The following is a 26,468-nucleotide window of genomic DNA, read 5'->3' as shown; positions in this document are numbered from 1 at the left end:
CCTTAATTCTGAGGAATACGACATGACAACGAAGCGCACTCTTTTCAAAGGCGGCATCATCCTTACGCTGGATGCCAATATCCCCAATCTTGATGTCGGCGATGTGCTTGTCGAGAACGACCGGATCGCTGCGGTTGGTCCGATCCTGCAGGCGGATGATGCTGAAGTGATCGACGCAACCGGCCATATCGTTATGCCAGGCCTGATAGATGCCCATCATCACATGTGGCTGGGTGTCATGCGGCGCATGATGCCGGATGTGGATGATCTGTTTGCTTACATTGATGTTGTCGCTGAGAAGCTAGGTGCCCACTACCGGCCGCTGGACATGTATCTGAGCACCAGACTGACCGCGGCGGCCTCTCTGGATGCGGGTATCACCACGGTTATTGATGCTTGCCACAATTCGCGCAGCCCTGCGCACACTGATGCCGCGCTGGATGCCCTGCAGGAGAGCGGCATTCGCGCATTACATATGGTGGGTGCGGCGATGGATAAGCAAGCATCAGCCGCGCATCTGCCGGGCGATCTGCCGCGACTGGCGCAGCGCTGGAATACCGCAGAAAGCCTGGTGCGTGTGGGGCTGTTTGGTCAGCTTAATCTGGAGTGGTGGCAGGCCGCGCGTGATCTTGACATGCGTATTCTGACGGAGTTTATCGGCGATCTGACCAGGCTCGGCCCGGAATTTGCCACACCGGGCGTGCTGGGCAAGCACAACATCTTTAACCATTGTTCACGGGTTCCGCAAGAGACGTGGCAGCTGCTGGCCGAAGCTGGCGTTAACGTCACCGTTAATCCGCGTTCGGATGCGCTGTTTGGCTTCGACGACGAGAGCTTCGCTTATCAGCAGGCCGTTAATCATGGACTGACGCCGGCGCTGGGCATCGACCTGGATACCGCGTTTGGCAGCGATATGTTCGGAGAAATGCACGCGCTGTTTGGACAACAGCGCTCAGCGATGCGCTACCGGCGCTTCCGCGGCGAAGAGAGTGTACCAGCACCTATTACGGTCGCAGCGGTGCTGAAGGCGGCGACCGTGAATGGCGCACGCGCGGCCGGACTTGAAGACCAGATTGGCACCCTTACGCCAGGTAAGCAGGCTGACATCATCATGGTGCGCACCAGCGGCGTCGCCGTCTTCCCGGTCACCAACGTAACCGGAACGGTGGTGCAGGCGATTGAACGCGCGGACGTGGACACGGTGATGGTGGCGGGTCAGTTACGTAAGCGCGCCGGCCAGCTGATTGGCGTGGATCTGGCCGCACTGGAGGCAGATATCACGGCGTCCCGTGATTACCTGATCAAAGCCAGCGGCTGGCACGTCGATCGCTTCACCGCAGCCTGATGACAGAGCGGCCCGTCGCAGCGGGCCGTATCACACTTTTATGCCTTTCTCGCACAGGAGATTTCCATGCCAGATCTCGCTCTAAAGCGGAGCACGCAGGTAAACAACCCGCCCGCGCAACTTCCCCGCCCAGCTTCGGGCGTTATCGCCGCACTCTTCTTTGGCTATCTGGCGGTTGGCCTGCCATTGCCGGTGATCCCGTTATACATACATGGTCATCTCGGCTTCAGTAACCTTGTCGTGGGAGTGGTGATCGGCACTCAGTTTCTGGCCACCGTGCTCACACGTGGTTATGCCGGGCGGGTAACTGACCAGCAGGGCGGCAAGCGTTCTGCACTGCAAGGAGCACTGCTTTCGGCGCTGGCGGGTGGCTTGTATCTGGCCGCTGCCGCGTCGGATCTTTCGCCCACCACCAGCCTCGGCATCGTCATTGCCGGTCGTCTGATGGCTGGCTTTGGCGAAAGCCAGTTCGTCACGGGATGTGTCTCCTGGTCGATTGCTTCGGTTGGCCCGCAGCGGGCCGGAATGTCGATGTCATGGACCGGCATTGCCATGTTCGCGGCCCTCTCAATTGGCGCGCCGGTTGGCATGGCGCTATATCAGCATTACAGCCTCGCGGTGGCCATGATGGCCTGCATTGCTGCACCGGTGCTGGCTGCGTTGATCGCGCTGGGCTCTGCTGCTTATGTGTCGCCAGGAGGTGCGCGACTGCCATTTTATCGGGTGATCGGGCGCATCTGGCGCGAAGGGTTGGGGCTGATGCTGCAGGGTGTCGGCCTGTCCGGGCTCACCGCCTTTGCCTCCCTCTACTTTGCGGCACATCACTGGCAAAACGCCGGTCTGGTCATGACTGCCTTTGGACTCGGGTTTATTTTCATTCGCCTTCTCTGCGGCCATCTGCCTGACCGGATGGGGGGCTATCGCGTGGCAATCTGGTCGCTGACGGTTGAAGCCATCGGCCAGGCCATGTTGTGGCTGGGGACAAATGAATGGGCGGCGCTTGCCGGTGCGCTGGTGACCGGGTTGGGCTGTGCGCTGGTTTTCCCGGCACTGGGTGTTGAAGCCATCCGTCGGGTGCCGTCGGCTAATCGCGGCAGTGCGATGGGGGCCTTTGTGGCTTTTCTTGATATCGCCTATGGCCTCTCCGGTCCGGCCGCGGGGGTTATCGCTGGCCATTACAGTTATGCCGCCGTTTATCTTTGTGGCGCGATGTGTGCGCTGCTGGGCGCGCTGCTCGCGAGCATCTCCCGCCGCGCCCAATCCTGAATATCACATAATGCCGTCAGCCCTCTCTGGCGGCGCACTACTCTGGAGAAGTTCTATGTCTCGTATTTTTATTTCCGGCTCATCTACCGGCCTCGGCCTGATGGCTGCCGAACTGCTGGTGCAGCAGGGGCATAACGTTGTGCTGCACGCGCGTAATATCCATCGTGCGAAAGATGCCCGGCGTGCTTTACCCCAGGCCGAGGCGGTCGTCGTCGGCGATCTCGAAACTATTGCAGGGGCGAAGGAAACCGCATCTTGTGTTAACGATCTGGGGCATTTCGATGCCGTGATCCATAACGCCGCAGTGGGCTATCGTGAAGCCAGTCGTGTGATCCGCGACGGGTTGCCGCATGTGTTCGCAATCAACACACTCTCTGCTTACATACTCACCGCATTAATCGCGCGTCCGCAGCGCCTCGTCTATCTGAGTTCCGGTATGCATCATCATGTTGGGGCCAGTCTGGACGACATTCTCTGGCGCAAGCGGCCCTGGAATGGTGCTGACGCCTACGCTGAGAGCAAACTGCATGACGCGATGCTCTCCTTTGCCGTGGCGCGTCGCTGGCGGGATGTACACGTCAACGCCCTGGAACCTGGCTGGGTGCCAACCAAAATGGGCGGCCCGGGTGCGCCCGACGATATGGACCAGGCACATCTGACTCAGGCCTGGCTTGCCGCCAGTGATGATCCGCAGGCAAAGGTAACAGGGAAATATTTCTATCACCTGAAGCGCATGGCCGCGAATCCCCAGGCCCATGATGTCGCACTGCAGGATCGCCTGCTTCATATCTGTGCTGAGCTTTCAGGGGTTATGTTGCCGGAGTAATAAGGAAAGTTTAACCAGCTTTGGTCGGGGCACGGTATTCCCAGCCTGGTTCCTGACTGTTTGGCCTGCGGTAAGCAGTTGCATGGCCGGTTAACAAAGCGCCTTGTCCTTTAATTATGAACGTTACCCGGTTGACACTGGACCGGGTATCCACCCTTTATGAGCTCTCGATGTTCACGCTCCGCAAACATCACATCGCTTCATTAAAATGGCATTACTTAATGCATGTGATGGGATGCAGTCATTACAAATGGCGAATATTCTGATTCGGCTTGAGGTAAAGACAAGGACTGCTGCTGGCAGGAAGCTGACTGAACTGAAGGTCCGCTTTGAGCGAAAAGCGGGCCTTTAAACATTGTGTATAAGATGCAGGAGTATCTTATAGAGGTTGAGGGAGTTGTGCTTCAATGACTCTAAACTGAGTTTGTTATTCAACATTGCCCATGCAATATTTACCGTTCTACTTTTACGGATGCAGTGGTACTTCTGGTAAATGGGCTGCCTGTTTAAAAATAAAACAGTGGGTATTTTCTTTCATAATTTTATTTTCTTTTTAATGTGTGTCTTTGATATTTACTTCATCAGCACTTTTCGCTAGTCAGTCAATATAACTTCCTGTTTGTTTATATCCTGTTGAAATTTCACTTCTTTTATGGTTTGGCGTATTTTCAATAATTTTTGCTCATTAAAATATTTTCGCAGAGCAACTGACACCCTAACTCTATTATGAGCGCGCGAAAAAGGTTAGAAATATTCATTTTTATAAATATCTTGTGTCAAAAGGCAGATAAAATAAATTTAGAGATCCTTCTTTTCTTTAAAAAGCTCATGTTCCAATGTTCTTAGTTGAAAGACTATTTCATTGAGGATCCTTTCTCCATATTCGGCTTAAGTGAGTAGTCCTTAAAGGCGAGTATTCGCGTCAGTGACCAAAAAACTTGACGTAAGTTTTCACACCTTTGAGTGAAAGAAACATAATGTCATGATTTGACTATATAATTTTAAAAGTCTCTACAAAACTATACGCTTAATTGATTACCACCAACGATCATTAATCTATACATGATAGGTAAAAGCTATCAAGAGGGTTAAAACGATCGATAATTTCCATTATGACTGTGTGGTTTTATGCTTTACATTTAGCCCATTAAGTTTTCAGCATCGTCAGACGAATTAACGATCGAACCACAAAGGGAATACGCTATTAAACAGAAAATTACGCTGCTAAGTTTTTTAAAAGCATCTACAACAATGTCATTGGGCTAATGGCTTTTATTATATTTAATATTAAACGCAACCTAAACGACAAATATCCTTTTTAAGGGTAAGTCATGTTATTGCTTATATAAGCAATATGCGTTTTTTCCTAATCACTGAGAGCACCCCGCGTTTACTAAGGGTGGTAAAGCAAAAGTTCTTTAAGTCAGATACTTAAAGCTTCCGACATATTTTATCTGAAATAACAATGGAAATGATTTATGGAAAATAAAATCAATGAATTTGAGCAGATGATTTCACGTTATAAAGGGGACGGGCCCTATTTGCACGATGGTGAACGCGTAATCATTGATGCAGCTTCAGGAACTTTTAACCTGCCTTTCGGTTATACCCATGAACGACTGACTGAAAAACTCAAGCAACAAATTGACCGTTGTGCCCATCTGAGTTCTGCTTACACCAAACCCATTGCTGAGCAAATCCTTAAACGGCTCAAACCACACTTACCCGATGGAATTGATTCTCTCTGGCTCAGGGACGTTTCCGGGTCCGGTGCAGTTGAAGGGGCTATCCGCATGTCACAAAAGTACACGGGGCGCTCAGGTGTAATCTCTCTATTTATGTCACACCATGGCCAGTCTTTAGCCACTGCGAGGATATCCGGTAATGCATTTCGTCTTCACCATTTTACCGCCAATATTGATGGTTCTTTTAAGATACCCGTGCCAGATAGTGAACTCGCTGGAGAGCAAAGCACCGGCTCTTTAAACTTAAATTATTTTTCTGAGTTAGAGGATTTCATCAACTATGGCTCAAGCGGAAACATAGCTTGTCTCATTGTCGAACCCATCCTTGGTAATGGCGGCAACATAGTATTGCCTGTGGAGTTTTACCGCCAAATACGCGAAATCTGCAACAAATACAAAATAGTGTTGATCGCTGATGAGGTTCAGACTGGTTTTGGACGAACTGGCGCTTTTTTTGCAACCACAGGATACGCGAAGGAACTTAAACCAGACATCGTAGTTTTTGCCAAAGGTGCCGGCGGAATAGGGATTCCCACAGGCGGTATTTTGATGAATCGCAAACTGGATGTGCTGGAAGCCTATGAACACTCCACTACCTCAGGCGCAAATCCTTTATCTCTGATCGCTCTTAACGAAACTATCTCTATCATCGAAGATGAAAAGTTGCTCGAGAATGTGCAACTAAATGAGCCTTATCTGCGTAATGCATTGCTCGAGCTGCAAAATAAACATGCGTTAATTACTAATGTTCGCGGGTTGGGCTACATGTTCGGTTTCGATACACCAAGTCCAGAAATCGCTTCGATGGCTATTGAAATAGCAGCTGAGCTAGGACTTGTCATTAGAGGCTCGCGTTACGGTAAGGGACGCGCGATTAAAGTACGCCCTCCAATTATCTGTGGATGCCAACATATCGATGAGATCGCAGCCAAGCTGGATCGCACTTTTATTGAACTTGAACGCAAACTTAATACTACACAGGGAAGAATCTGATGAAAGTACTTAAATTCAACGGTGTGTGGGATGTATCTCCTGTTGAAGTGCCATCTTTACAATGTATCGATCCCGATGACGTGCTCGTTTCAGTTGAGGTCTGTGGCCTATGCGGTACGGATGTGGGCATCATTACAGGTGATTATCCTGTGGCTGTTCCTGGAACAACGTTGGGCCATGAGTCAACTGGCAAGGTTTTGGAGGTGGGTACAGCCGTGACCCGATTCAAGGTGGGGGACCGCGTGGTTATCAACCCTACTTATTCCTGCAACGAGTGTCGTATGTGTCAGACAGGAAATCCTAACCATTGTGAGCGTAAGCACGGAACTGAGGCTGGCGTTTCCTATAACGGCACTTTTGCAGATCAGTACCTCGCAAAAGAGAGCGCCTTACTGCATTTAGATGATCACGTTAGCTTCGAAGAGGGAGCCCTGACCGAGCCACTCAGTTGCACCATCACAGGTGTAGACAAGCTAAATATTACGCATACAAATATTCGAGCATGCGTAATCGGAGCTGGCCCCATGGGAATGCTTTATCTGTGGTGTCTACATCTGCGTGGTGTTAAGGCCTTTTTGGTAGAAAAAAATGAGCATCGTCAGCGGTTTGCAAAAGGGATCCTTCCTGAAAATGGACGTATCTATGATGATTTTGTGACGGCTATGCGAGAAGAGTACGGCAGTGATGATGAAAGGCTAGATTTGTGTGTTGATACCAGTGGTTATCTTTCTGAAGTTGTCTTTAATCGCTTAGCGCCAGGTGGAAAGTTGCTCAATGTGGCTCTGAAAGATTATACGGCCAGGCTGGATGTGCTAAAAATCGCCGATAAAAGTTTGTCAGTAATTGGTTCAATCGATTCTCTTAACCAAAGCTTCGAACGCGCCTACGCGATAATAAGGGACGGCAAGATTCCGGCCGCTAAGCTGGTCAGTCACATCTTTAGTTTTGATGATTACTTGCAGGCATTTGCCATGGTTGGCTGTGACATAGCAGCGAAAAAGCAGCAATTAATCGGTGAGCCAAATTGTAAAGTGCTACTGCGAATCCCATCCAATCAACAGGAGCCGATTTCATGAGCCGTTTGTACGTTATTTTTGATATTGATGGTGTCGTTGTTGATAGCGAGCAGTTGCACTTTGATGTTCTTAAAAAGCTCCTGCCCGAGCATACTAAAGGTGTTACACCCGAGGATCTTATAGGGCTGAGCGTAAAGGAAACTTTATTAAACTTATCTGTCGATGCTCAGCAACATGAACAAATCACCGCCCAGATCGTCAGCACCTATAAGGATCAGCTTAAGCCTCGTTATTTACGCCCAGGTATTCGTTCGCTTATCCAGAGCTTGATTGAACACCATGTCCCATTTGGTTTCGTCTCCACCGCCCCGCGAGAAATCTGTCTGGCTAACTTAGCCACTCTGGAATTGCAGTTGAGGCAGCCACTTATTAGTGGTGATGATACCGAGCGCACAAAGCCTCATCCCGATCCCTATCTGGCGATGTTGCAGTCTCTCGGTGCTCATCCAGACCAGACAGTTGTTATTGAGGATACAGATCTCGGTATAAAGGCAGCAACGGCAGCTGGCATTAGACGTGTTTATGGCTGGCCTCACGCTCTATCAAATACCGAGAATTATGCTAATGCCCACAAAGTGATCGGCTCTTTAGATGAAATCGATGCTTTTGACGCAATATTTAATTGAATCATGAAATGAATATGGAATGTCATCGTCATTAATGGCTATACAAAAAGGGAGTTTATAAAAGTGGTTGCTCAAGACACACTATGTTCCGTTCCGCGCTCGGTTACCTCAACGCGAATTGCCTTTTTTATTGCAGGCCTAAGCCTGGCGACCTGGGCTCCATTGATCCCGCTCGCTAAAATACGCATGATGGCAGACAACGGCACCATGGGCATGGTGATGTTGGCATTTGGCATTGGCTCTTTATTAATGATGCCATTATCTGCTGTTCTCGCTTCACGACATGGCTGCAGGATGGTTTTTAACGTAGCCACGCTGGTCATGCTGATGCTGTTGCCGGCGCTTGTGACCTTCGACACACCATTAACTTTAGCTTTGGCACTATTTGTGTTTGGTGGCGGCATCGGCGGTATGGATGTGGTCGCTAACATCCACGCAGTGCATGTCGAAAAGCTGGCAGGTCGACCCATTATGTCTGGTTTCCACGCGTTATTTAGCATAGGCGGTATAGTGGGTTCTGGACTTGTCAGTACACTAATTATGTATGGTCTGACTCCGCTCGTTACAGTAGGCATAGTTATTATCTTAGTGCTGGGGCTTCTTATTCTCACTTTCGGGGGGCTGCTTAACTATTCTGAATCAGATGATTCTCCATTTTTTGTAATGCCTGAAGGTATTGTCATTGTTCTTGGTGCTCTCTGTTTCGTTGCTTATATCATGGAGGGCTCAATGCTTGACTGGAGCGGTATCCTGCTGACAAATCACAGTAGTATAACTGCCAATTTCGCAGGCATTGGCTACACAACTTTCGCCTTAGCGATGACCCTGGGTCGTCTGTTGGGGGACAGAATTATCAAATCATTTGGCCGCTTCAATGTATTTTTGATCAGCTCCCTCATAGCAACTGCGGGAATTGGCGTAGTAGTGGGAGGAACAAATCTCATTGCGATGATCTGTGGTTTTTTCCTTATCGGCGCAGGGCTTTCAAATATAGTTCCCATATTATTTAGCGCAGCAGGACGTCAAAATACGATGCCAACGACACTTGCAGTCGCTGCAATATCAAGTATAGGTTATTCCGGAATTCTGCTCGGCCCAGCCTTCATTGGCGCGATTGCTCATCAATCCAGCCTGATAACGGCTTTTGTTGTGGTGGGATTGCTTTCTTTTAGCTTACCTCTTTGCAGCTATCTGATACGGAAATATTTTTAATTTTGATGCGTTTCTTATTAATCACAACATCATTATATGGAGAGGGGAGGGATATAAAAAAATGCCAGTGGATTTATGATACGTGCATATTCTGCCGAAGATGAACGGCTATTCCAGAGGAAAGTGAATGTCATCTGAATAGGCAAGGTAAAATGCGCCAAAGGGGCAGCACGAAGGCAAGCCGGTAATGTCACTGGGTGATGTTCTGCAGATGTTCTTCCGTCAGACCGGTCTGAGCATCACGGTATTGCAGTTGATGCTGCCTTGCAATGTTACTACTGCTAACAGTCGGATCTTCACTAAGGGTCTGGTTAAGATTGGGTTTAATTGAAGCTAAGCGATGAATAATGGGATAGATGTCTGAAAAGAGGCAACGTCCGCTTTGAGCGAGAGGCGGACATTCCATACGCATATAGACCGATCTGCCGGGAAGCTTACGCCGTAGGATTGAACATGTGCATTGTGTTAAACAACACGTCGCTGTGAAAAACTCACTCTCTATCTTTCAGTTCAATCAGCGCAAGTTGCAGATGATGCTCTATAAAATTTGTTTTGAACGCACTATAACGATGTGCATCGTTCTTGCATAGCAATGCTGCCGCGCGCTTAATCTCAGCGTATTCTCTTGCAATATCACTGTTTTTCCTCAGGTAATCACGGAAAGCAAGATGTGCTGGTATTTGTGCATCCCCTGATGAAAATGCATGCACTTGATGGCTACGTTGATCGCCGCCCTTAATAAAGTAGCGGCGGCCTGCAATACCGTTTTCTCCGCGAGCAACGTATCCGGCGTTTACCATTGCAGGGGTATATTGATCCAATTCATTGATATCTGAAACTTCCAGCAGAATATCAATCACGGGCTTTGCTGAAAGGCCAGGTACTGACGTACTGCCAATATGATGGACACTCTTAACCACGTCACCCAGTAGTGCCTGTATCAATAAACGTTCAGCTTTAAATATCTGTGGCCATTTTTCATCGTATGGAGTCACAACGATTTCCCGCATAAACACCTCCCCCTTTTTCCAAAGGTTCTTAACATAAAAGTTCCTAAAGCACATCCATCGAAATCGCATGAGGCAAAACGTATGCTTTTGACCGAGAGGATGGACATATGCGCAATGTCCGCGTTGAGGTGAATTAGGGAAAAGTTGATGCTGCGCAACGGGTCATCCCATAAGGATTGAAAGGTCACGATACCAGGCGTATCAAGAGAGACGGCAACGTTGCCATTTTTTCAGGAAACGCAAATAGGGCTGACAGAAGACCCCTTAATCCAGGCGTAGTTGTTCCTGAACCCGGCGGTGGTACACAGCCCCGTGACCGTAACAATAATGGTCGCGTTCGAGAAAAGCGCTCGGACGCGGGTAAACCACGCAAATAATGACAAGCCGCCTCCGGGCGGCTTTTTTCCAAAATTTATTATGAGGTTGCGCTGTTATATTCGCTAGTCCGGAGCAGCGTTTTGCCACCTTTCAGGGTAAAGAGGGAGACGATGGTAAAGCTCAGCGTAATGCTGCCCAGAATGAGATAAGCCTGGTGGAAGCCGACAGTGTCATACATCCTTCCGACCCATGCGGACAGTACAACGCCTGAAAGCTGTTTCGATAAGTTAAAACCAATCAGGAACAGTGTTGCCGATAGTTTCGGGTTAAAGGCGGATGATATGTATTTGAAAGTGCCCACCAGCAAAAACGGGAGTTCAAACATATGTAGCATTTTTAAGATCACCACTTCGATAGCTGAAGAGGCAAAAGAAGAACCCAGAATACGCGCTGACATAATAATACCGGCAGTGATCAGCGCGTTTTTCGCTCCAATCCGGTTCACGATGGCAGGGGCAAAGAACATAATCGTCGCGTTAAGTAACTCTCCTCCGGTGGTGACGAAGCCGAATACTTCGGTTCCGCGTTGCGGACTGGAGAAAAAGCCTTTAAAGAAGTTGGCAAACTGTTGATCAAAGACGTCATATACGCTGGCGACGCCAACTACGTAGACAATAAATCCCCAGAAGCGTGGCATGCGTAATAGTTCCGCGGCGGTGCGCATCGAGAAGGCCTGGCGGTTGGCTCCCAGCGCATCGATTACCCGTTCACTGTTGCTCCCTTCCGGGCGTGACATCCACAGCAGCACTCCCAGCACCAGCGCAAAACCTGAAGCAATCCAGAAGGTGATATTGGGATCGATGCCAAACAAAATACCGGTGATGGATGCGCACAGTGCCCAGCCAATACAGCCGGAGACGCGCACTTTTCCGTATTCAAAACGGTTCGCGCGACTGACGCGTTCAATATAGGCCTCTACCGCCCCGGAACCGCTGGAGAAGACAACCCCCAGATAAATACCGCCCGCTAGCGCACCGGCGAAAATATTCAATTGCAATAACGGAGACAGCACAAAAATAAAGAAGGGCGCAAACAAGATCAGCAAGATCGTAATGGTCCACAACAGGTGTTTGCGTAACCCCAGTTTGTCAGATATCAGGCCAAATATCGGCTGAAATATAATCGCAAACAGCGAGATTGAGGAGAAAACGATCCCCGTTTCTGTTTTGGTTAAATGATTAACTTCCGCCAGCCAGACCGGGAAAAAAGGAAAGTAGGCCGACATAATGAAGTAGTAGAAGAAAAAGAACAGCATAAAGTAGATGAAGTTATGCCGTTCTCTTGGCGCGAGTTCAGAGAGTTTCATTGTCTATATCCATCCTGTGATACGCGTCATTATTAAAGCCGCTTTTTTGGTGGTTTCGCGCTTTCATCCCGGTAAGAGAGTCAACGCCAGCGAAGATAATCTGCGTCTGGCCACCAGCCCGCCAGTTTTCCTCCACGCTGAACGTCAGTGAGGAGCAGCCTGTCGGGTTTTGCCAGGCCTCATGCGCCAGCATGTCATGAAACAGGTGGCCCGGGGATGTCCGGGGAGGGTGATATAGCATAGGTATATTCGCCTGATAAATGAGAATGTCGTTCGCTATACAAGATGGATGAGTTATCAGATATTTTGTTTAAAGCCACAATACTGGCGAAAGTGAAACTCATACACGATCACGAAATCGCATGGAAATGATGTTATTTTGTCGTCTTTAAGACATAAAATGTTAGCGTACGACATTGTTATGGACGTGTAAGGGAGTGGTTTATGCAGCGCCGCACGGCAACGTTAGAAGATGTGGCTCGCAAGGCCGGGGTGTCGCAGCAGACGGTTTCGCGTGTACTGAATAAACCCGGGCTTGTGTCTGAACGCACCCGCGACAAGGTTATCAGCGCGATGCAGGCGTTGCTCTATGTTCCTAACCGTTCGGCGCAATTGCTGGCGGGGAAGTCTGCGCCGTCGATTGGTTTGATCACCGCGTCGTTGACCCTGCATGCGCCCTCACAAATCGCCGCGGCAATAAAAAGTCACGCCAGCGTAAACCAGCTTGAGGTCGCTATTGCGATGCCCGCGACCGTCGATTACACCTCACTTCAGGCACGGCTCAATGAGTTTCGTGCACAGAATATTCGTGGTGCAATTATTAACCTGCCGCTGGAAGGCAGTGTTGCCGAAAAGCTGGTAAGTGAGAACCCGGATATTTGCTGTCTGTTTTTGGATATTTCGCCGGAGACCGATGTCTGCTGCGTGCGCTTTGACCATCTTGATGGTTGTAGCGCTTGCATCCATCATCTCTGGGAACTGGGGCACCGGGATTTCGGTCTGCTTGCCGGGCCTGAAAGTTCTGTTTCAGCGCGCATGCGTTTGAGCAGCTGGCGTGAGACGTTGCATCGACTTGGGGTAAGTAATGCTGTGACGGTTTTTGGCGACTGGAGTGCGGCCAGCGGCTGGCACAATGCTTTCAAACTGTTACATCAATACCCGAAGATAGGTGCCATCGTTGTGGCGAACGATCAGATGGCACTCGGCGTGTTGAGCGCCCTGGCGCAGCTCAATCGCAACGGGAGTCAGGCAGTCTCCGTCACGGGTTATGACGATACAGCAGATAGCCTTTACTTCCAGCCGCCGTTGACGACCGTGGCGCAGGATTTCAACAAACTCGGTAAGCGGGCCGTAGAGTTACTTATGCAACTCATGGCTGATCCGCAAATAAGGATCCGTGAGCTGCTGCCTACACGACTGGTTATTCGTCAGTCAACCTGGCCCGTAGCCGGTCACACCGCGGATGACAACGCGCAGCTAATTACGCAATTAAAAACACTGGTAAATAAGCTGTAAGATCTACAGATTCTGTCCGTGGCGCGACCCATTTTATTAATCAACATCCACAGGCACTACCATCACCATATGCAGCCAGCATTGCCACTTAATTATTTTCAGTGAATCTCTTTGCCGCTTTATTGGCAGGCATCGGTGCATGGATTTTGTTATTTATATCTCTGCCCTAATCCTTTTTGCCTGACGCTATCAGGCATACAGAAGGTGAACCCTGGGCTTGTTTTTATACGTTCCAATAAGCCAGACAGGCTCGCAATTCAACTGCCTCATAAGCGAAATCCTGAGCCATTCAAATAAAGCATCCCGCAATGAACCCTACTTCCCTGAAGGAGAGGGTAGCCGTCACGAATATTTACTTAACCGGAGAAGAAGGGTTTTTCACCCTCAAACGGCATAAATAAACACAAACGATGCTGGCAACGTCCGCTTCTTGTACAAAGCTGACTCTCAATGAGCCCCTGATCATTCAAGGCGGGTAAATTGCCGGGTGGCGCGTAAACACTTATCCGGCCTACCTGTTCGCTCGCGATAGACACAAAAAACCCGGCGGGTGCCGGGTTTTTTTAATCGCTTAAACGCGTGTGCCCCACAGGTCATACTCGTCGGCGTTTTCCACTTTCACGCGAACCACATCGCCCGGTTTGACGTTGGTTTCACCGTTCAGGTAGACCGCGCCGTCGATTTCCGGGGCATCGGCCATGCTGCGGCCAATCGCGCCTTCTTCATCTACTTCGTCGATCATCACCAGGATTTCACGACCAATCTTCTCCTGCAGACGCTCAGCGGAGATGCGCTGTTGCAGCTGCATAAAGCGGTTCCAGCGCTCCTCTTTCACCTCTTCCGGCACCTGATCCGCCAGCTCATTGGCGGTGGCACCCTCAACCGGGCTGTATTTGAAGCAGCCAACGCGATCGAGGCGCGCTTCGGTCAGGAAGTCGAGCAGCATCTGGAAATCTTCTTCGGTCTCGCCGGGGAAGCCGACGATAAAGGTGGAGCGCAGCGTCAGCTCCGGGCAGATTTCGCGCCAGCGCTTGATGCGTGCCAGCTGGCGATCGACCGCACCAGGGCGCTTCATCAGCTTCAGAATGCGCGGGCTGGCGTGCTGCAGCGGGATGTCAAGGTAAGGCAGAATTTTGCCTTCCGCCATCAGCGGGATCACATCATCCACGTGCGGATAAGGGTAAACGTAGTGCAGACGCGTCCAGACGCCGAGTTTCGCCAGCTGCTCGCAGAGGCCAACCATGCTGGTTTTCACCGGCTCGCCATTGTGAAAGCCCATGCGGTGCTTCACATCAACGCCGTAAGCAGAGGTGTCCTGTGAGATAACCAGCAGCTCTTTAACGCCGGCATCGACCAGACGTTTGGCCTCGGCAAGCACTTCACCAATCGGGCGGCTCACCAGATCGCCACGCATCGATGGAATAATGCAGAAGGTGCAGCGGTGGTTACAGCCTTCGGAAATTTTCAGGTAAGCGTAGTGACGCGGCGTCAGCTTTACGCCCTGTTCCGGCACCAGGCTTAAGAAGGGGTTGTGCTGCGGTTTTGGCACATAGTGATGAACATGGGCGAGAACCTGCTCATAGCTGTGCGGGCCGGTGATCTCCAGCACTTTCGGGTGCACTTCGCGGATCTGATCCTCTTTCGCACCCAGACAGCCGGTGACAATCACTTTACCGTTTTCATTCAGCGCTTCGCCAATCGCTTCCAGCGACTCCTGCACGGCGCTGTCGATAAAACCGCAGGTGTTTACAATCACCATATCGGCATCATCGTAACTCGGGACAACATCGTAACCTTCGGTACGCAGCTCCGTAAGGATGCGTTCAGAGTCGACGAGATTTTTTGGGCAGCCAAGAGAGACAAAGCCGATTTTCGGCTGCAGGTTCACATTGCTCATAGTTCAAAAAGTAATCAGTTATTGGATCTTAGGCGAGGGATTGTACAGAGTTCCGGGCGGGATTTATAGCGGATTATCAGCGCAGTGGCTTCGTGCCCGGTAAGTTATTTTGCTTCTTTAGTGATTGCTGCCTGCGCGTGTGCGCAATGGCTTTAGTCAGGGTCATGAATCTCCTGCACCCACTCATCCCAGCATGCACAGCCAAGGTCTGCGACCGCCGCGTTTTTATTACTCGCAAACCACCACTCTTTGACGACGGCATACTCCTCAGGAGACAGCGCAAAGGGGCGCCAGGTGCCCATCCGGCAATCCTGGTCGCAGGGATCGCTGCCGCGTAAGAAGAACGCATTCAGAAACGCCAGCGGCGGGAAGTAACCGCAGCCGTCAATGATGCTGAAAATGCCATACGGCACGTGGATATTTGCATTAAGAATGTGTATTGCTTGCGCGCTCTGCTTCATCATTGGCTCTTTTACTGCTCCGCGACATCGCTGCGGTCACCGCGCGGGGTGGGGTGAGAGAAGACGATAAACTCAACCGCCGCATCAGAATCATTGCGCGCCTGATGTTTTGCTAATGGCGGGATCTCAATGCCTTGTTGGGCAGCAATGTGCTGTTTTACGCCTTCCAGCTCCATCGTTAACACGCCGCTAAGTACAAAGAAAAATTGCCGCGACACGGAGTGGTAGTGGCGCTGCTCCTGCGTGCCGGCGGCCATTTTCTCATGGATGATCATCATCTCTGGCCGCTTCACCAGGTACCAGCCGTCGCACCCCTCGCCCCAGAGATAGTGCTCGGCATTCTCTTTTGAAATCATTAACTTCTCCTGATGTCGGTGCTTCTTAACCACCGTTATACCGGGCTTCGACGCACGGCATAAGCTGCCTGAATTAGCGGGCGCACTTACGCGAGCCAATCACGCAGAGGATCACGCCCAGCGTCACCAGTAGCATTAACGGGCTCACCCTCTCGTTGAGCAGCAGGGCAGAGAGGGCAAGGCCAAAAAAGGGCTGCAACAGCTGCAACTGGCCGACGGCGGCAATCCCGCCGCGCGCAAGGCCGTTGTACCAGAAGATAAAGCCGATCAGCATACTAAAGAGCGAGACATAGCCCAGTGCGTACCAGGCTGGCGTACCGATCTCAGCAAGCGTAGCGGGGCGTGTCAGCCACGCGGCGGGCAACATCACCGGAAGCGACAGGATCAGCGCCCAGCAGATCACCTGCCAGCCGCCAAGCGTGCGGGTTAAGCTTGCCCCTTCGGCATAGCCCAGCCCGCAGATTATCACCGCTGCCAGCATCAGCAGATCGCCAGTCAGCGAAACGGCATGGCTCTGCGCCAGCGCGAAGGCCACCACCAGCAGGCTGCCAATCAGTGAAAAGAGCCAGAAGGCGCGCTTTGGCCGTTCGCCACCGCGCAGCACCGCAAAAATCGCCGTGCAGAGCGGCAGAAGGCCGAGAAAGACAATCGAGTGGGCGGAGGTGACGTGCTGTAACGCCAGCGCCGTCAAAAGCGGGAACCCGATCACCACGCCGCAGGAGACAATCAGCAGCGGGAGAAGCTGAGCGCGGCGCGGGCGCGGTTCGCGCAAGACACAAACAAGGATAATCGCCAGCAATCCGGCGAGAGAGGCGCGCAGAAAGGTGAGGAAAAAGGGCGACATCTCCAGCACGGCGATGCGCGTGGCGGGTAACGATCCGCTGAAAATCACCACCCCAAGCAGGCCGTTGAGCCAGCCTGTCAGCGCAGGATGAAGCGCTTTTTGCAGCGTAGAGTTCGCCATCTTGACCTCGTTATCAGTTATTAGTGGGAGCTTGAGCATTGATGGGCTGAATGGTAGGTTGAGGCACTTACGACAATCAAATTATTGTCATGGATACATTTGATGAAAGCGCGCTACAAACAGCTGGTGGATCGCTTCGCTGCGCAGATCCGTGCCGGCGAGCTGCCGCCCGGTGCCCGTTTACCAACGCACCGTTGCCTTGCCGGGCAGGAACATATTTCGCTGGCTACAGCCACCCGTGTCTACCGCGAACTGGAGGCGATGGGCCTGGTGAGCGGTGAAACTGGCCGCGGTACCTTTGTCAGGGAGATTGCCCTTCCTCCCGGGCACGGCATCGATCAGCTTGCCGTTGCCAGCGATGTGCTGGATCTCAACTTCAACTACCCGTCGGTGGCCGGGCAGGGCGAGATGCTGCGCGAGGCCCTCAAACGCACGGCGGTGGAGGGCAATATCGAGGCGCATCTGCGTTATCAGCCCCATGGCGGGCGCATTACCGAGCGAGAGGTGTTTGCCGCCCACTTTACGCAGGGCGCGTTTTGCCCGGCACCGGAGGATCTGCTGCTGGTCAATGGCGCGCAGCACGGTTTGACTGTTGCCGTAATGGGGTTGCTGAAACCGGGCGATGTGATAGCGGTGGACGCGCTGACCTATCCCGGTTTTAAGGCGCTGGCCGCGCTCTATCATCTGGAGCTGGTGGCGATCCCGGCGGCGCAAGCGGGCCCGGATCTGGCCGCGTTACGCCAGCTCTGCCAGCAGCGGCGTATTCGCGCGGTGTATACCATGCCGACCATGCATAACCCGCTGGGCTGGGTGATGAACCGTGCCCAACGCAAAACGCTTGCCGATATCGCTCGTGCTCACGATCTGCTGATCATTGAAGATGCCGCCTATGCCTGGCTGGCCCGTCGCGCGCCGCCGCCGCTCGCCTGTTTTGCGCCTGAGAGAACGGTCTATGTCAGCGGCTTTTCAAAAAATGTGGCGACCGGATTGCGGGTCGGAGTGGTGATCTGCCCGCCTGCGCTACGGCCTGCGCTGGAGCGGGCGATTCGCGCCACAACGTGGAATGCGCCGTCGTTAATGACCTCGCTGGTCAGCCACTGGATAGAGGAGGGCACGGTGGCCGATCTTGAGAAACGCAAGCGAGAAGATGCCCGGCTGCGTCAGCGCATCCTGCATGAAACGCTGGCCGGTCTGCCGTGCGTTACCCATCCCGACTCTTACTTTGCCTGGCTACCGCTCTGTGAAGAGTCGCGCGCCGATCGGGTGGTGAAGCAACTGATGGATAACAACATCTCCCTCTCTACCGCGGAACCCTTTTGCACTGCGCCATCGACGCCGCAGGCGTTGCGCGTTGCCCTCGGCTCGGTTGCCATCGACACCCTGCACGGGGCGCTGCTGACTATCCGCGAAGCGATAGAGTATGAAGCATGCCGCTAGCGGTAACTCCCCTCCAGCCAGTGCATCAGTGCGCTAAGCCGGGCGGTGAAGTGCGCCGTGTCCTCCTCAGGCGTGTGGCACTGTTGCAGCAGCCAGCCGATAGCCTGCTGCTGCTGTGGAAAGCGTTGTACAACCCGGCTGGCGTACTCCTCCAGCGTCTCGGGCCAGTCGTTATCCTCTGCGCTACGTAACAGATTGGTTGCGCGCAGCAGCTTACGCGCCGCGGCCCGCTGAAGCTGCCGCGCATCGCCCGCCTCTGCCAGCTGCAGAAGGTAGCCTTGCAGGACGGGAATAAAATCACTGTTTACCGCCACGGCAATCTCGCGCGAGGGGGCAAAAGGCGTGAAGCGCAGGGAGAGATCCTCGCCCGCCACGCGGCGGCAGTGGTGCTTGAGCCAGTAACCCCAACTGAACCGGTTATCCGGGGCCAGCGCCTCTGCCAGCGTGCCGCAATCAAAATCGACTTTGCTGATAAGCGGATGCTTCGCCTGCACACGTTCGGCAATCGCCCGCAGGCAATCGCCCTCCGCCGCGTTTAGGGTGCGCTGAGTGATCAGGCAGAGATCCAGATCCGAGACGCCCGCCACCGCCGCACCTTTAGCTACGCTGCCGTAGAGGTAAATGCTGTGCACCTGCGCGCCGAGGCCCGCGCGCAGCAGGTCAATGGCCTCATCGACGACCGGGCGAAACGCCGGTTGCAGCGGGGTGTCGGGTAAAGAGGTGATAAAACCGTTGGCATCGACCATCGGAAGTGCCTCCGGTTACAGGACGGTGATCTGCAACTGCTGGAACAGGGCGCTCATCTTCTCGTCGAGCGGCTCATCGACCAGCAGCGTGCTGGCGAGTGTCAGTTCGCCGATGCCAAAGGCCGAAGCGGAGTTGATCTTCTCCGGCGACGCCAGCACCACGGTTTCTGCCGCGCGCTCCGAAAGTGCGCGCTTCACGCACGCCTCTTCATAGTTGCCGGTGGTAAAGCCTGCCTGCTCATGCACGCCGGTCACGCCCATAAAAAAGAGGTCTGCATTGATACGGCGAATAGACTCAATCATCGATGCACCCACGGTGACCATTGAGTGTTTATATAACTGCCCACCGATGACGATCACGTCCACATTTGGCAGGTTAATCAATCCGGCGGCGATCGTCGGGCTGTGGGTAACCACGGTAAAGGCCAGATCGGGTGGCAGCAGGGTGATCATCTCTTCTGAGGTCGTACCGCCGTCAATGATGACGATATTGCCCGGCTGAATAAGATTGACGGCTTTCTGCGCAATGATGCGTTTTGCATGAATGTTCACGCTTTTGCGTACTTCAAACGGCGCAATCGCCGCGGATACTGCCAGCGCGCCGCCGTGTACCCGTTGCAGCAGGCCATCTGCCGCTAGCTCCCTTAAATCCCGGCGGATGGAGTCTTCAGAGATAGCAAAGTGCTGGCTTAATTCGCGGGACAAGACCTGCTTATCACGCGCCAGCATCTCAAGTATCTTCTGCTTACGTTGACTGGATAACACCTTTTCTCCTTTCACGTTTGATCTTGATCTTGCACGATTATGCATTTTAGCGTGCCGCTTGTCAGCCTGACGATCCTAATTTTACGCAGTTTACAGGGGAAACCATGCACGCCATGCTTATTTTAATCGCCGGACCCGTGCGCAGCGGCACCAACGGTGATGATGCGTTAATCAAACAGAATCTGGATGCCATGACGCGCGCTGCCGCAAAGGTGTTCGAAAAAGGCCACACGCCGGTGATCGGCGAATGGCTGGCAATGCCGCTGGCCGAAGCGGCCGGGTCGAAGAAGATTGGCGATGAGATTAGCCAGACCTTTTTATACCCCGTCGCCCATCGCCTGATACAACACTGCGACGCCATTTTGCGGCTGCCCGGCGACTCAGCGGGAGCCGATAACGATGTACGTATCGGGCGCGAGCGGGGCCTTACCCTTTACAGCGCCCTTGATGAGATCCCTGATGCTGAAACGCGGAGGGCGTCTCCGGCATAACAAACGGGATGTAATGGAAATCAACATTGTGGGGTTTATCCCCGTACTCCTACCCGTCGCGCTCTCTCCGGGCGCGAGTTTTACCCTGGCAATGAACAGCGCGCTGGCCGGCGGGCGGGGCGGCTTGCTGCGCACGCTGGCGGGAACCGCGCTCGGCATCTACACCCACGCGCTGCTGATTGGCCTTGGAGTGACGGCGATGCTCGTCTCCTCTCCCGCGCTGTTTAACGTGCTGAAATATGCAGGGGCGGTCTATCTGATGTGGCTTGGCGTACAGCTGATCCGCAGCGGGTTAGCGACGAATGCGGTCACGCTACGCGCCAACGGAGCGACGGTAACGCTGAAAGAGGCGTGGCTGGCGAACGTGCTTAACCCTAAAGCGATCGTTTTTTATCTCACCGTGGTGTCCCAATTTGCCGGCAGCCGGGGAGATGTCAGCCACTATCTGCTGCTGGCAACGGTGCATGTGCTGGTGATGGGCGCGTGGCTGATTGCGCTGAGCAGGGTGCTGGTCTTTTCGGCGAAAAAAGCCAATCCGGCACGGCTCAAAAAAGGGGTGAATGTGGTGGGCGGCACGTTATTGCTCATCTTCTCCGCCCTTTCACTGCTGCACTGAATGGCGATGTCAGTAGAGCTTTTGTTCAAAATGCTCCCCGGCGTCAGTCACTCGCCAGATCTTCCACTCGCCCGCCTCTTTACGTGTCCAGACCTGCAGATGAGAGTGCTTGTTATCTTCAATACCCAGCCAGACATCCAGCCGCATGCTGTCGCCATCGGCCTGCGGCGGTGAGACGTTAAGGCGCGGGATCCACGCCGGGTCGTAATCCTGGGTGTAGGTGAAATAGTCCGCTGAGAGGAGCTCCTGCTCCGGCATGGCATAAATTTCAGCTATCCGCGTCAGCAACTTAGCGGAGACATATTGACGCATTTCCGCCGTTTTAATGACCTCGTCCGGCGGCGTGTTCTCCAGGGCATGCAGATAGAAATGATAAAACGCGGTCATCTGTTTTTGCACGTCGGGCGCGCTGCTGGCGCCGGCGAAGGGCAGATAACAGGCGAGCAGCAGAGAGATAATCAGACGCATGAGTATTCCTGCGAAAAGGGATGGGTGAAAAAAGTGCGCTCATCCTGACATTGACCACAGGCGTAAGAAAGCACTTTATACGGCCCGGCAGGGCAGATTTTGGTAGGGCGAAAAGCGGCCTGGCAGCCTTATGAGCGCATCGCTTTCCGCTATGATGGCAGAGATTTCAACTCGCCGCAGGAGAGTGGATGAAGACCTTGAGTGAACTAATCGATGTGCACGATCCCGGCTGGGCGGTGGTGCAGGAGTGGCTTAACGCGGCCAGTAACCCTTACGAAGTATTGGCGAAAGAGGAGAGCCGCGCTGAGCAGGCGCTGCTGCAACTGCAGGTCACTACCCGCTCCCCGCTGGGGGCGCTGGTGTATGAAACCGGCGGGCTGCTGATTGAAGATGGCTGGCTGCGTATTCTCGGCTCCGGCAGCACGCGGCTGTCGCGCGATCCGATGAACTGGACGCAGACGGCAACCGATGCGGCGTCGTTCGGTGCCCTGCTGATTGCCGATGATGCGTCAGGCGGTTTTTTTGCCCTCAACGGCGGCGGGCTTGGTGAGGATATTGGCAACGTCTACTACTTCGCGCCCGATGCGCTGGCCTGGGAAGGGCTGGAGGTGGGCTACTCGGCTTTTGTCGAGTGGGCGCTGTGCGGCGATCTGGCGCTCTTCTACCAGACGGTACGCTGGCCCGGCTGGCGGGAAGAGGTAGCTTCGCTCGGCGGCGAGCAGGTGTATGCCTTCTTTCCTTTTCTCTGGAGCGAGCCGCAACTGTCGGTCGATGAACGCAAGCGCACGGTGATGCCGATTGAGGAGCAGTGGCGGCTCGCGCAGGAGCTGGCAGGGAGCAGCCCTAAGGCGTAACTGGGCAAGGCAGCAATACCTGCTGCCGCTTACCTGTTGCAATCAATAATGATTCCCATTAACGTTTGCTCTCATTGCGAGTTCAGCTGATGCGAAGAGGAGTGCATGGCTGATGCACAGGGAGAAGGGGTTTATGCTTTGTCGTTTTAACGTCGTGCGCCTTGCGGCGCTGCTTCTGCTGCTTGCCTGGAAAACGGGTTATGCCAGGCCGGATATGGCGCCGCTCGGGCCGAACATCGCCGATCGCGGCTCGGCTTACTACCACTTTTCGGTGAAGGAGTTCCATTCCCGGGATGGTCAACGCCATTACAAAGTGTGGAGAGGCGTACCCAATAAAAGCGCGCCGCCCGGCGGTTTCCCGGTGCTCTATATGCTGGATGGCAACGCGGCAATGGATAAGCTTTCGGAGGCGTTTTTACAAAAGCTCTTCGCCGCCAACCCACCCGTGCTGGTAGCGGTCGGGTATCAAACCGATCTGCCATTCGATCTTGATAGCCGGGCGTATGACTACACGCCACCGGGCACCGCCAGGCAGCAGCTGCGCGGCAGAGCGGGCGGTGGCAGTCACGCCTTTCGCCACCTGCTGGAGGAGAGCATCGCGCCAGCGGTCGAAAAAGGGGTTACCATCAATCCGGCGCAGCGCGGGCTGTGGGGGCACTCTTACGGCGGGCTGTTCGTGCTGGAGAGCTGGCTCTCCTCCTCCTTTTTCACCACCAGCTTCTCGGCCGTACCTTCGCTGGCGCGCAACGATTTTCAGTTGCTGAAAGCGATGGAAGCCGTCTCGCCGCAACAGGCGGCGGGGAAGCACCTTTATCTTATGGAGGGGGATGGGGATCGCCGCGCGCTGGATGAGAACAGCGAGTCTGGCGTACTGCCGCGCGTTCGCCACACGCTTGCGCAGCTCAATCAGCATGGCGTCTTAGCCACCTACCGCTTATTCCCTGGCCTGACGCATGGAGTGATGTTCACCACCTCGCTCCAGGCGGCGTTACTCCAGCTTGCGCAGGCAGAGAGATAGCCGTTCTGATTACGCCGCCGGGGTATGGTGTCCGGCGGCAGTGAAGGTCACTGATGACCAGTAGCCATTCCCGGTGCGCTCGCGTTTTACCCAGCCCGCCTTTTCCAGTTCCCGCGAAATCAGCCGGTTAATCACACCGTGCCCCATGCTGAGCACGCGATCATACTGCTGCGCATGAGCAATCAGCGCACGCGCCATCTTCTCTGCCCGCTGCATCGTCTGTTTTTTCGATTCCGGCCCGGCCAGCGCACCGGTGAACCAGCAGAGGCGAAACAGCACCAGCCACGCCTGCGGCGAGAGGCGAAGAAAGGGGAGGTTGAATACCGGCAAGGGCGCTTCGCGCAGATCGTCGACAATCCGATCGGGGGTAAGGTTAATCGCCTGTAGCGAGGCGAGTGCGCGCGGCAGCGGGCTACTCATCACAAAAGTGCGCCGCGTATCCGCCAGAATGGCGTGGCAATCGGGTTCGCCAGTTACGCTTGAGGCATCATAGCCTGCAATCCAGCCGGGCATGTGAGTGGCTTTGACCCGTGCCGAACCCTGCTGAGCGCTGAATTCAGGCTCGCCATGACGCACTAAAACAATCTCCATGTCACGCTCCTGTGCGTTCTACTCTTCTGCTGCCCGGTAATGGGCTTCCATCTCATCCAGCGCGGCCTGGTTCTCCAGCCCCCACAGGTACATCTGCTCAATCGGTTCGGCGAAGGTTTTGCCAAGCGGCGTGAGCCGGTAATCCACTTTCGGTGGGATCACGTCATAAACGTGACGGGCGATAAGGCCGCGCTGCTCCAGCTCTTTTAGCGTCTGAAAGAGCATTTTTTTGGAGATGCCCTGCAGGCTGCGCTGCAACTCGCCGGTGCGGGCGCGCTCATCAGGCCAGTGGTAGAGCGCGTGCAGCACCATCGTGCTCCACTTGACGGAGAAGAGATCCATCAGGCGGCGCGGCGGCGAGTCCGCGTAGAAAAAGAGTTTGCCGTCAACCCAGGCTGGCATAAGAAGCCCTCATCTGTGGTCACCAAATGGTAACTACTATCAATTGTGAACCTTGCGGACTATAGTCTGCCGCCTTCACGTTATTAACGCCAGCCCAACCTGGAGGCTTTATGAAAATCAATGCACTGGTGGCGGTCGACGCCGCAAAACCACTGACGTCCGGCGACATTACCCTTCGCCCGCTGCAAACCCAGGATGTCAAAATCGATATTCTTTACTGCGGCGTCTGCCACTCTGATCTGCATATGGCGCGCAATGAGTGGGCGGTGAGCCGCTATCCGCTGGTGCCGGGACATGAGATTGTCGGCCGCGTCAGCGCGACCGGCGCGGGCGTATCGGCCTTTCAGGTCGGCGATATTGTCGGCGTCGGGGTGATGGTCGACTCCTGCCGCGAATGCCACTTCTGCAAACAGCATGAAGAGCAGTATTGCGAAGCGGGCTTCACCGCCACCTATAACGGCATTGATAAATACACCGGCGAGAGCACCTGGGGTGGTTATGCAGAGAGCGTGATTGTCGATCAGGATTTTGTTGTCTCGGTGCCGCAAAACCTGCCGCTGGCGGGCGTTGCGCCGCTGCTCTGCGCAGGCGTAACCGTCTGGTCGCCGCTGCGCCACTTCAATGTGAACGCAGGTGATAAGGTGGGCGTCGTTGGCCTCGGCGGGTTAGGGCATATGGCGGTTAAGCTGGCGAGCGCGATGGGCGCTGAGGTAACCCTCTTTACCACGTCGCCGGAGAAGGGCGAAGATGCCCGTCGTCTCGGCGCAAAACGGGTGGTTGTCTCGCGCGATGCGGCGCAAATGGCCGCCTGCCAAACCTCGCTGGACTTCGTTATCGACTGCGTCGCTGCACCGCACGATCTCGATCCCTATCTGGCGACGCTGAAAACTAACGGCCGCCTGGTGCTGGTAGGTATCCCGGATCAGCCCCATGTGTCACCCAACATCACGCCGATGGTCTTTCGCCGCTTGAGTATCAGCGGCTCATCGATCGGCAGCATCCGCGAGACGCAGGAGATGCTCGATTTTTGCGGGCAGCACGGCATTACGGCGGATGTGGAGATGATCGGCGGTGAAGCGATCGAAAGCGCCTTCGCCCGCATGCTGAAAGGCGATGTGAAATACCGCTTTGTTATCGATATGCAGGCTACACGCTGGTAATGCACCCAGCCTTACATCAGCGCGACGTGCTCCTGTGGCACCCAGCCGAGGTCGCCGTCCGCTTTTTCAGCCAGATACCAGCCGTTCAGGTGCCGATGCACCGTAAGCTGCTCGCCGGTTTGTACCGTGAGTTCGTGTGCACAGTAGGCTTGCTGGCAGATCCCCTCATCGGCGCTGACCGGCGTAAAGATCTGCTGCGGCGCCCAGCCCGCTTTTCCTGAATCTAACGTCACCCAAATCCAGCCGCGCCACTGCAGATCGCAGTGGCTGATTTTCGCCCGTTCCCCTTCGCGGATAGTCAGCGGATCGGGATAGGCCGAGCGATAATCACTAACCACTGTTGCGGTGGTTTGCACCGGGTGAGAACCTGCTTTCATTCTCCTTATCTCCTGACGTCGCGAAGCGCTTTTTAAACAAGCGAAACGGCAGGCCAGCCCAGAGCTGGCGCGGCCTGTGTAAAAGATCGTCAAAAGGAGAATATTATTGACCAAACCCATGTAATTGGTCAAAAAGCGGCCATACTATTGATCTGCCCAATGGCTGACAAGGGAGGTAAAAGTATGACCGCTGATGAACTCGCTCGTCGTTTAGTAATGAAGTTGATGACTGCCAGAACAGACCTTGCGGCCTATATCCAGATGCGCAAAGCGAAAGGGTATATGTCGGTCAACGAAAACGATCGTCTGCGCGAGATGTTTTTTGCTCTGGCGCTGGAGATCCGCGATAAAAGCGAAAGATTGCAAGAGATAGAGGATCGCGATACGCGTAGCGCCATGTACAGTGCCGAAGAGGCGCTCTCATCCGCCGCCGTTTCACTGATGAGCGGGCGAAGAGATTGCGCCAACTTTATTTCGGTGAATGTCGACAAGCTGGAGCGCTCGCTCACTATCCTCGAGTACAGCATTCAATACCTGAATGAGCACTCTCCGCTTGCTGAAGCCTGA

The 26,468-nt window shown here is 53.8% G+C and carries 27 protein-coding genes; 15 read left to right on the top strand and 12 right to left on the bottom strand.

All coding sequences use genetic code 11. The features are described from left to right. The first annotated feature begins 22 nt into the window (after positions 1-22). The 7 genes from PU683_RS17205 to PU683_RS17175 all read left to right on the top strand — a co-directional run bounded on the left by PU683_RS17205 (position 23) and on the right by PU683_RS17175 (position 9,089). Positions 23-1,345 carry an amidohydrolase family protein gene (locus PU683_RS17205; protein WP_277173605.1) on the top strand — a complete coding sequence of 441 codons (1,323 nt, stop codon included), beginning with the start codon at positions 23-25 and terminating at the stop codon, positions 1,343-1,345. Positions 1,346-1,411: 66 nt separating this feature from the next. Beyond that, positions 1,412-2,611: an arabinose transporter gene (locus PU683_RS17200; protein ID WP_277173603.1), complete on the top strand. Its 1,200-nt coding sequence runs from the start codon at positions 1,412-1,414 to the stop codon at positions 2,609-2,611. Between the two features lie 55 nt (positions 2,612-2,666). Continuing rightward, entirely contained in the window at positions 2,667-3,437 is a 771-nt protein-coding gene (locus tag PU683_RS17195; RefSeq protein ID WP_277173601.1) for an SDR family NAD(P)-dependent oxidoreductase, read from the top strand. A gap of 1,478 nt (positions 3,438-4,915) precedes the next feature. Further along, on the top strand, positions 4,916-6,175 hold the full coding sequence (locus PU683_RS17190) for a class-III pyridoxal-phosphate-dependent aminotransferase (RefSeq protein WP_277173599.1): 1,260 nt from the start codon (positions 4,916-4,918) through the stop codon (positions 6,173-6,175). Next, positions 6,175-7,251 (top strand): zinc-dependent alcohol dehydrogenase, encoded by a 1,077-nt coding sequence (locus PU683_RS17185; RefSeq protein ID WP_277173597.1) that lies wholly within the window; start codon positions 6,175-6,177, stop codon positions 7,249-7,251. The genes PU683_RS17190 and PU683_RS17185 overlap by 1 nt, the downstream gene beginning before the upstream one ends. Beyond that, positions 7,248-7,877 carry an HAD family hydrolase gene (locus tag PU683_RS17180; protein WP_277173595.1) on the top strand — a complete coding sequence of 210 codons (630 nt, stop codon included), beginning with the start codon at positions 7,248-7,250 and terminating at the stop codon, positions 7,875-7,877. Before PU683_RS17185 ends, PU683_RS17180 begins: the two co-directional genes overlap by 4 nt. A gap of 57 nt (positions 7,878-7,934) precedes the next feature. After that, on the top strand, positions 7,935-9,089 hold the full coding sequence (locus PU683_RS17175) for an MFS transporter (RefSeq protein WP_277174321.1): 1,155 nt from the start codon (positions 7,935-7,937) through the stop codon (positions 9,087-9,089). Between the two features lie 491 nt (positions 9,090-9,580). On the opposite strand, the gene PU683_RS17170 is transcribed toward PU683_RS17175, so the two are convergent. Next, on the bottom strand, positions 9,581-10,099 hold the full coding sequence (locus PU683_RS17170; protein ID WP_277173593.1) for a GrpB family protein: 519 nt from the start codon (positions 10,097-10,099) through the stop codon (positions 9,581-9,583). Between the two features lie 415 nt (positions 10,100-10,514). Beyond that, positions 10,515-11,783, bottom strand: coding sequence for an MFS transporter (locus PU683_RS17165; RefSeq protein WP_277173591.1), 1,269 nt, complete (start codon positions 11,781-11,783; stop codon positions 10,515-10,517). Positions 11,784-12,227: 444 nt separating this feature from the next. Here PU683_RS17165 and PU683_RS17160 point away from each other — a divergent pair, with 444 nt between their 5' ends. Further along, entirely contained in the window at positions 12,228-13,298 is a 1,071-nt protein-coding gene (locus tag PU683_RS17160) for a LacI family DNA-binding transcriptional regulator (protein ID WP_277173588.1), read from the top strand. 571 nt (positions 13,299-13,869) lie between these two features. Here the strand turns inward: PU683_RS17160 and rimO are convergent. The 4 genes from rimO to PU683_RS17140 all read right to left on the bottom strand — a co-directional run bounded on the left by rimO (position 13,870) and on the right by PU683_RS17140 (position 16,976). Beyond that, on the bottom strand, positions 13,870-15,195 hold the full coding sequence (rimO, locus tag PU683_RS17155) for a 30S ribosomal protein S12 methylthiotransferase RimO (RefSeq protein ID WP_277173586.1): 1,326 nt from the start codon (positions 15,193-15,195) through the stop codon (positions 13,870-13,872). A 152-nt stretch (positions 15,196-15,347) separates the two neighbouring features. Further along, positions 15,348-15,659 carry a hypothetical protein gene (locus PU683_RS17150; protein ID WP_277173584.1) on the bottom strand — a complete coding sequence of 104 codons (312 nt, stop codon included), beginning with the start codon at positions 15,657-15,659 and terminating at the stop codon, positions 15,348-15,350. Positions 15,660-15,667: 8 nt separating this feature from the next. After that, positions 15,668-16,012, bottom strand: a complete 345-nt coding sequence (locus PU683_RS17145; protein ID WP_277173582.1) for a cupin domain-containing protein — start codon at positions 16,010-16,012, stop codon at positions 15,668-15,670. A gap of 73 nt (positions 16,013-16,085) precedes the next feature. After that, positions 16,086-16,976 (bottom strand): DMT family transporter, encoded by an 891-nt coding sequence (locus PU683_RS17140; protein WP_277173580.1) that lies wholly within the window; start codon positions 16,974-16,976, stop codon positions 16,086-16,088. Positions 16,977-17,078: 102 nt separating this feature from the next. Here PU683_RS17140 and PU683_RS17135 point away from each other — a divergent pair, with 102 nt between their 5' ends. Further along, entirely contained in the window at positions 17,079-18,413 is a 1,335-nt protein-coding gene (locus PU683_RS17135; protein WP_277173577.1) for an aminotransferase-like domain-containing protein, read from the top strand. Here the strand turns inward: PU683_RS17135 and PU683_RS17130 are convergent. Both PU683_RS17130 and PU683_RS17125 read right to left on the bottom strand, forming a co-directional pair. Continuing rightward, the gene (locus tag PU683_RS17130) at positions 18,410-19,159 is read right to left on the bottom strand and encodes a nucleotidyltransferase domain-containing protein (RefSeq protein ID WP_277173575.1); all 750 of its coding nucleotides are present in this window, start codon (positions 19,157-19,159) and stop codon (positions 18,410-18,412) included. The two genes, PU683_RS17135 and PU683_RS17130, sit on opposite strands and share 4 nt — an antisense overlap. A 15-nt stretch (positions 19,160-19,174) precedes the next feature. Further along, positions 19,175-19,924 (bottom strand): DeoR/GlpR family DNA-binding transcription regulator, encoded by a 750-nt coding sequence (locus tag PU683_RS17125; RefSeq protein WP_277173573.1) that lies wholly within the window; start codon positions 19,922-19,924, stop codon positions 19,175-19,177. A 104-nt stretch (positions 19,925-20,028) separates the two neighbouring features. On the opposite strand from PU683_RS17125, the gene PU683_RS17120 reads away from it, so the two are divergent. Together PU683_RS17120 and PU683_RS17115 are read left to right on the top strand one after the other, a co-directional pair. Beyond that, the gene (locus PU683_RS17120) at positions 20,029-20,415 is read left to right on the top strand and encodes an NUDIX hydrolase (protein WP_277173571.1); all 387 of its coding nucleotides are present in this window, start codon (positions 20,029-20,031) and stop codon (positions 20,413-20,415) included. Positions 20,416-20,428: 13 nt separating this feature from the next. After that, entirely contained in the window at positions 20,429-21,031 is a 603-nt protein-coding gene (locus PU683_RS17115) for a LysE family translocator (RefSeq protein WP_277173569.1), read from the top strand. A 9-nt stretch (positions 21,032-21,040) separates the two neighbouring features. On the opposite strand, the gene PU683_RS17110 is transcribed toward PU683_RS17115, so the two are convergent. After that, positions 21,041-21,499, bottom strand: coding sequence for a DUF3828 domain-containing protein (locus PU683_RS17110; protein ID WP_277173567.1), 459 nt, complete (start codon positions 21,497-21,499; stop codon positions 21,041-21,043). 188 nt (positions 21,500-21,687) lie between these two features. On the opposite strand from PU683_RS17110, the gene PU683_RS17105 reads away from it, so the two are divergent. Continuing rightward, positions 21,688-22,353, top strand: coding sequence for a DUF2625 domain-containing protein (locus tag PU683_RS17105; protein WP_277173566.1), 666 nt, complete (start codon positions 21,688-21,690; stop codon positions 22,351-22,353). Between the two features lie 112 nt (positions 22,354-22,465). Next, entirely contained in the window at positions 22,466-23,371 is a 906-nt protein-coding gene (locus PU683_RS17100) for an alpha/beta hydrolase (protein ID WP_277173564.1), read from the top strand. A 9-nt stretch (positions 23,372-23,380) separates the two neighbouring features. On the opposite strand, the gene PU683_RS17095 is transcribed toward PU683_RS17100, so the two are convergent. Continuing rightward, on the bottom strand, positions 23,381-23,962 hold the full coding sequence (locus PU683_RS17095) for a histidine phosphatase family protein (protein ID WP_277173562.1): 582 nt from the start codon (positions 23,960-23,962) through the stop codon (positions 23,381-23,383). Between the two features lie 18 nt (positions 23,963-23,980). Next, on the bottom strand, positions 23,981-24,364 hold the full coding sequence (locus PU683_RS17090; protein WP_277173560.1) for a winged helix-turn-helix transcriptional regulator: 384 nt from the start codon (positions 24,362-24,364) through the stop codon (positions 23,981-23,983). 110 nt (positions 24,365-24,474) lie between these two features. Between PU683_RS17090 and PU683_RS17085 the strand changes: the two genes are divergently transcribed. Continuing rightward, the gene (locus PU683_RS17085; RefSeq protein WP_277173558.1) at positions 24,475-25,524 is read left to right on the top strand and encodes an NAD(P)-dependent alcohol dehydrogenase; all 1,050 of its coding nucleotides are present in this window, start codon (positions 24,475-24,477) and stop codon (positions 25,522-25,524) included. Positions 25,525-25,535: 11 nt separating this feature from the next. Here PU683_RS17085 and PU683_RS17080 read toward each other — a convergent pair whose 3' ends face one another. After that, entirely contained in the window at positions 25,536-25,901 is a 366-nt protein-coding gene (locus tag PU683_RS17080) for an SH3 domain-containing protein (RefSeq protein ID WP_277173556.1), read from the bottom strand. A gap of 183 nt (positions 25,902-26,084) precedes the next feature. Between PU683_RS17080 and PU683_RS17075 the strand changes: the two genes are divergently transcribed. Next, complete coding sequence (locus tag PU683_RS17075; RefSeq protein WP_277173554.1) at positions 26,085-26,468, top strand: biofilm formation regulator BssR; 384 nt, start codon at positions 26,085-26,087, stop codon at positions 26,466-26,468.

Source organism: Candidatus Kosakonia sp. 282A-S69, assembly GCF_029433855.1.
Lineage (GTDB): Bacteria > Pseudomonadota > Gammaproteobacteria > Enterobacterales > Enterobacteriaceae > Kosakonia > Kosakonia cowanii_A.
The sequence above is the reverse complement of the archived record's forward strand: the minus strand, read 5'-3'. Positions and strand labels throughout refer to the sequence as shown.

What these genes read in the sequence shown, in the direction of transcription:
- PU683_RS17205 (WP_277173605.1), top strand. Translation starts at nt 23, where the DNA reads ATGACAACGAAGCGCACTCTTTTCAAAGGCGGCATCATCCTTACGCTG.
- PU683_RS17200 (WP_277173603.1), top strand. Translation starts at nt 1,412, where the DNA reads ATGCCAGATCTCGCTCTAAAGCGGAGCACGCAGGTAAACAACCCGCCC.
- PU683_RS17195 (WP_277173601.1), top strand. Translation starts at nt 2,667, where the DNA reads ATGTCTCGTATTTTTATTTCCGGCTCATCTACCGGCCTCGGCCTGATG.
- PU683_RS17190 (WP_277173599.1), top strand. Translation starts at nt 4,916, where the DNA reads ATGGAAAATAAAATCAATGAATTTGAGCAGATGATTTCACGTTATAAA.
- PU683_RS17185 (WP_277173597.1), top strand. Translation starts at nt 6,175, where the DNA reads ATGAAAGTACTTAAATTCAACGGTGTGTGGGATGTATCTCCTGTTGAA.
- PU683_RS17180 (WP_277173595.1), top strand. Translation starts at nt 7,248, where the DNA reads ATGAGCCGTTTGTACGTTATTTTTGATATTGATGGTGTCGTTGTTGAT.
- PU683_RS17170 (WP_277173593.1), bottom strand. Translation starts at nt 10,099, where the DNA reads ATGCGGGAAATCGTTGTGACTCCATACGATGAAAAATGGCCACAGATA.
- PU683_RS17165 (WP_277173591.1), bottom strand. Translation starts at nt 11,783, where the DNA reads ATGAAACTCTCTGAACTCGCGCCAAGAGAACGGCATAACTTCATCTAC.
- PU683_RS17160 (WP_277173588.1), top strand. Translation starts at nt 12,228, where the DNA reads ATGCAGCGCCGCACGGCAACGTTAGAAGATGTGGCTCGCAAGGCCGGG.
- rimO (WP_277173586.1), bottom strand. Translation starts at nt 15,195, where the DNA reads ATGAGCAATGTGAACCTGCAGCCGAAAATCGGCTTTGTCTCTCTTGGC.
- PU683_RS17150 (WP_277173584.1), bottom strand. Translation starts at nt 15,659, where the DNA reads ATGATGAAGCAGAGCGCGCAAGCAATACACATTCTTAATGCAAATATC.
- PU683_RS17145 (WP_277173582.1), bottom strand. Translation starts at nt 16,012, where the DNA reads ATGATTTCAAAAGAGAATGCCGAGCACTATCTCTGGGGCGAGGGGTGC.
- PU683_RS17140 (WP_277173580.1), bottom strand. Translation starts at nt 16,976, where the DNA reads ATGGCGAACTCTACGCTGCAAAAAGCGCTTCATCCTGCGCTGACAGGC.
- PU683_RS17135 (WP_277173577.1), top strand. Translation starts at nt 17,079, where the DNA reads ATGAAAGCGCGCTACAAACAGCTGGTGGATCGCTTCGCTGCGCAGATC.
- PU683_RS17130 (WP_277173575.1), bottom strand. Translation starts at nt 19,159, where the DNA reads ATGGTCGATGCCAACGGTTTTATCACCTCTTTACCCGACACCCCGCTG.
- PU683_RS17120 (WP_277173571.1), top strand. Translation starts at nt 20,029, where the DNA reads ATGCACGCCATGCTTATTTTAATCGCCGGACCCGTGCGCAGCGGCACC.
- PU683_RS17115 (WP_277173569.1), top strand. Translation starts at nt 20,429, where the DNA reads ATGGAAATCAACATTGTGGGGTTTATCCCCGTACTCCTACCCGTCGCG.
- PU683_RS17110 (WP_277173567.1), bottom strand. Translation starts at nt 21,499, where the DNA reads ATGCGTCTGATTATCTCTCTGCTGCTCGCCTGTTATCTGCCCTTCGCC.
- PU683_RS17105 (WP_277173566.1), top strand. Translation starts at nt 21,688, where the DNA reads ATGAAGACCTTGAGTGAACTAATCGATGTGCACGATCCCGGCTGGGCG.
- PU683_RS17100 (WP_277173564.1), top strand. Translation starts at nt 22,466, where the DNA reads ATGCACAGGGAGAAGGGGTTTATGCTTTGTCGTTTTAACGTCGTGCGC.
- PU683_RS17095 (WP_277173562.1), bottom strand. Translation starts at nt 23,962, where the DNA reads ATGGAGATTGTTTTAGTGCGTCATGGCGAGCCTGAATTCAGCGCTCAG.
- PU683_RS17090 (WP_277173560.1), bottom strand. Translation starts at nt 24,364, where the DNA reads ATGCCAGCCTGGGTTGACGGCAAACTCTTTTTCTACGCGGACTCGCCG.
- PU683_RS17085 (WP_277173558.1), top strand. Translation starts at nt 24,475, where the DNA reads ATGAAAATCAATGCACTGGTGGCGGTCGACGCCGCAAAACCACTGACG.
- PU683_RS17080 (WP_277173556.1), bottom strand. Translation starts at nt 25,901, where the DNA reads ATGAAAGCAGGTTCTCACCCGGTGCAAACCACCGCAACAGTGGTTAGT.
- PU683_RS17075 (WP_277173554.1), top strand. Translation starts at nt 26,085, where the DNA reads ATGACCGCTGATGAACTCGCTCGTCGTTTAGTAATGAAGTTGATGACT.